The sequence below is a fragment of the Cellulomonas sp. B6 genome (genome assembly GCF_001462455.1).
In the GTDB taxonomy this organism is placed as follows: domain Bacteria; phylum Actinomycetota; class Actinomycetes; order Actinomycetales; family Cellulomonadaceae; genus Cellulomonas.
The window spans coordinates 1-3,376 of the sequence record NZ_LNTD01000235.1 but is presented as its reverse complement, the minus strand read 5'-3'; the positions used below and the strand labels follow the sequence as shown (position 1 = coordinate 3,376).

The window sequence follows — 3,376 nt, the reverse complement described above, 5'->3', positions numbered from 1 at the left end:
CTGCGGCACCCGGACGCCACGCGCGCGCAGCCGGTCCAGGACGCCGAGGGCCATGAGGTCGTTGTGCGCGGCGCGGCCTCGCGCGGCGTGAGCAGCAGGTCGACCGCGGTGCGGCCGAGCCGCGCGAGCGGGACGGCGACCGTGGTGAGCGCGGGGGCGACGAGCGTCGCGACGGGGGCGTCGTCGAACCCGACGACGGACACGTCCTGCGGCACCCGGACGCCACGCGCGCGCAGCCGGTCCAGGACGCCGAGGGCCATGAGGTCGTTGTGCGCGAGCACGGCCGTCGCGCCGCTCGCGAGCGCGAGGTCGGCCGCCGCGACGCCGCCGGCGAAGACGGGGGCGTGCGCGCCCAGGTCGACGACCTCGACGCCGAGGTCGAGCGCCGCGAGGCCGTCGCGGCGCCGTGCGTCGGACCACGAGCCCGCCGGACCGCCCGCGTACGCGAGCCGCCGGTGCCCGAGCGCGTGCAGGTGCCGCACGGCCTGCCGGACGCCGTCGCTGTTGTCGACGACGACCGACGGCAGGCCGGCACCCTCGCGGTTGACGAGCAGCACCGGGCGGTCGCCGGCGGCGACGTCGGCGAGGTCGTCGGCCGACATGCGCGGCGAGCACAGCAGCACGCCGTCGGCCTGCGCGCCGAGCTGGGCGACGAGCTCGGCCTCGAGCTGCGGGTCCTCCTCGGCGTCGGCGACGACGACCGCGTGCCCGGTGGTGCGGGCGCGGGCCTGCACGGCCTTGGCGACGGCCGAGAAGAACGGGTTCTCCAGGTCGGGCACGACGAGGCACAGGTGCCCGGTGCGTCCGGTGATGAGCTCGCGCGCGGCCCGGTTGGGGCGGTAGCCGAGCTCGCGCGCGACGCGCTGGACGAGCTCGCGACGCTCGGGTGCGACGAGGTCGGGTGCGCTGAGCGCGCGGGACGCGGTCGCGGGGGAGACGCCCGCGGCGCGCGCGACGTCGCGCAGCGTGACGGCCATCGGGTGCTCCTGGGGGCTCGGGGCCGGACGGCCCGCGGGTGCCGGCGACCGCGCACCCGGTGATGAATGCGATTTCATCACGGTGCGCGTCGGGCGTGCAAGCGATCGTGACCCGGCCTTGCCAGAGTCGTCGATGGCCTGGCATGGTCGTGCTGCAAACGTTTGCATCTTGGTGGGCGGCACCGGTCGCCCGCACCCGGCCGCGCACCGCAGCGCCGCCGTGGCCCGCCGCCGGAGGACCGCATGACCGACCCCGCAGCCGCCGCCCCGCGCTGGGCGCTGCACCCCGACCGTGCCCTGCCCGCCGACCCCGTCACCCGACCCGTCGCGCGCACGATCCTCGAGGCCACGCAGCACCTGCCGGTCGTCTCGATGCACGGCCACGTCGACGCCGGGCTGCTCGCGCGCGACGAGCCGTTCGGCGACCCCGCGTCGCTGCTCGTCGTGCCCGACCACTACCTCGTCCGGATGCTCGTGTCCCAGGGCGTCCCGCACGACGCGCTCGGCGTGCCGCGGCGCGACGGCGGTCCGGTCGAGACCGACCCGCGCGAGATCTGGCGGGCGTTCGCGTCGCACTGGCACCTGTTCCGCGGCACCCCGACGCGGTTCTGGCTCGAGCACGTCCTCATCGACGTCCTGGGCGTCGAGCAGCGGCTGTCGGCGCGGACCGCCGACGCCGCCTACGACACGATCGCCGCGCGCCTGGCCGAGCCGGACTTCCGCCCGCTCGCGCTGCTCGACCGGTTCGGCATCGAGATCATCGCGACCACCGACCCCGCGTGGGCGTCGCTGGACGACCACGCCGACCTCGCGTCGCGCGGCTGGGGCGAGCGGGTCGTGCCGACGTTCCGGCCCGACGCGCTGCTGCACCCCGACCGTGCCGGCTGGGCGCAGGACGTCGCGCTCTTGGGCGAGCGCGCGGGCACGTCGATCGGCTCCTACCGCGAGTTCGTCGCGGCGCTCGAGGCCCGCCGCTGGGCGTTCGTCGAGGCCGGTGCCCGCGCGACCGACCACGGTCACGTGCTCGCGGACACCACGCCGATGGACGAGGTCGACGCGGCCGCGGTGTTCGCGGCGGCGCTGCGCGGCGACGTCGACGCGGCCGCGGCGCAGGCGTTCAGCGCGCACATGCTGTTCGAGATGGCCCGCATGTCCACGCAGGACGGCCTGGTCATGCAGCTGCACCCGGGCTCGCTGCGCGACCACGACCCGCGCGTGCTGGCGCAGCGCGGGCCCGACGTCGGCTACGACATCCCCGTCGCGACCGAGTACGTGCGCGCGCTGCGCCCGCTGCTGAACGCGTTCGGGCACCACCCGAACCTGCGCCTCGTGCTGTTCACGCTCGACGAGGACACGTTCAGCCGCGAGCTCGCGCCGCTCGCCGGGGTCTACCCGACCGTGCGCCTGGGCGCGCCGTGGTGGTTCCTCGACACCCCCGACGGCATGCGCCGCTTCCGCGAGGCCGTCACCGACACCGCGGGCTTCGCCAACACGACCGGGTTCGTGGACGACACGCGGGCCTTCCTGTCGATCCCCGCGCGGCACGACCTGTCGCGGCGCGTCGACGCGGGCTTCCTGGCGCGCCTGGTGGTCGAGCACCGCCTCGACCTCGACGAGGCGATCGAGACCGCGGTCGACCTGGCGTACGGCCTGCCGCGCAGCGCCTACGCGCGCCGGGACACGGCCCCGGGACGCCGCGACGACCTGGCGCCTGCAGGCTCCGCCGCCCGGGTGGGGCCGTGATCACCGCCGAGCCCACCGCGGCGTCGGTGCTCGACCGGCTCGCCGCGCACCGGCTCGTCCCCGTGGTCGTGATCGACGACGCGCAGCACGCCGACGCGCTCGGCACCGCGCTCGTCGAGGGCGGCCTGCCCGTCGCCGAGGTCACGTTCCGCACGGCCGCCGCCGCCGACGCGATCCGCGCGCTGCGGGCCCGCGGGGACGTGCTCGTCGGCGCGGGGACCGTGCTCACCGCGGCCCAGGTCGACCAGGCCGTGGCGGCCGGCGCGGACTACGTCGTGTCGCCCGGCACGTCGCGCGCCGTCGTCGAGCGCTGCGCCGAGCACGGCGTCCTCGCGCTGCCCGGCGCGGTCACGGCGACCGAGGTGCAGGCCGCGCTCGAGCTCGGCGTCACGACCGTGAAGTTCTTCCCGGCCGGCACGTCCGGCGGCGCGGCCGCGATCGCGGCGCTCGCCGCACCCTTCGGCGGCGTGCGCTTCGTGCCCACGGGCGGCGTCGGGCCGGCCAACCTGGGGGAGTACCTCGCGCTGCCGGCCGTCGCCGCGGTCGGCGGCTCGTGGATGGTCCCGCGCGACCTCGTGCGCGCGGGCGACGTCGCGGGCGTCCGTGCGCTCGTTGCCGACGCGGTCGCCCTCGCGGCCTCCCTCCACCCCGCCTGA

The 3,376-nt window shown here is 77.1% G+C and carries 3 protein-coding genes; 2 read left to right on the top strand and 1 reads right to left on the bottom strand.

Going from position 1 to position 3,376, the window contains the following annotated elements; all coding sequences use genetic code 11:
- Nucleotides 1–977 (bottom strand): LacI family DNA-binding transcriptional regulator (locus ATM99_RS17225; RefSeq protein WP_082659994.1); only part of this gene is annotated, 977 nt, incomplete at its 3' end.
- Nucleotides 978–1,220: 243 nt separating this feature from the next.
- Here ATM99_RS17225 and uxaC point away from each other — a divergent pair.
- On the top strand, nucleotides 1,221–2,720 hold the full coding sequence (gene uxaC / locus ATM99_RS17220) for a glucuronate isomerase (RefSeq protein ID WP_062104044.1): 1,500 nt from the start codon (nucleotides 1,221–1,223) through the stop codon (nucleotides 2,718–2,720).
- On the top strand, nucleotides 2,717–3,376 hold the full coding sequence (locus ATM99_RS17215; RefSeq protein WP_223305242.1) for a bifunctional 4-hydroxy-2-oxoglutarate aldolase/2-dehydro-3-deoxy-phosphogluconate aldolase: 660 nt from the start codon (nucleotides 2,717–2,719) through the stop codon (nucleotides 3,374–3,376). Before uxaC ends, ATM99_RS17215 begins: the two co-directional genes overlap by 4 nt.

What these genes read in the sequence shown, in the direction of transcription:
- uxaC (WP_062104044.1), top strand. Translation starts at nt 1,221, where the DNA reads ATGACCGACCCCGCAGCCGCCGCCCCGCGCTGGGCGCTGCACCCCGAC.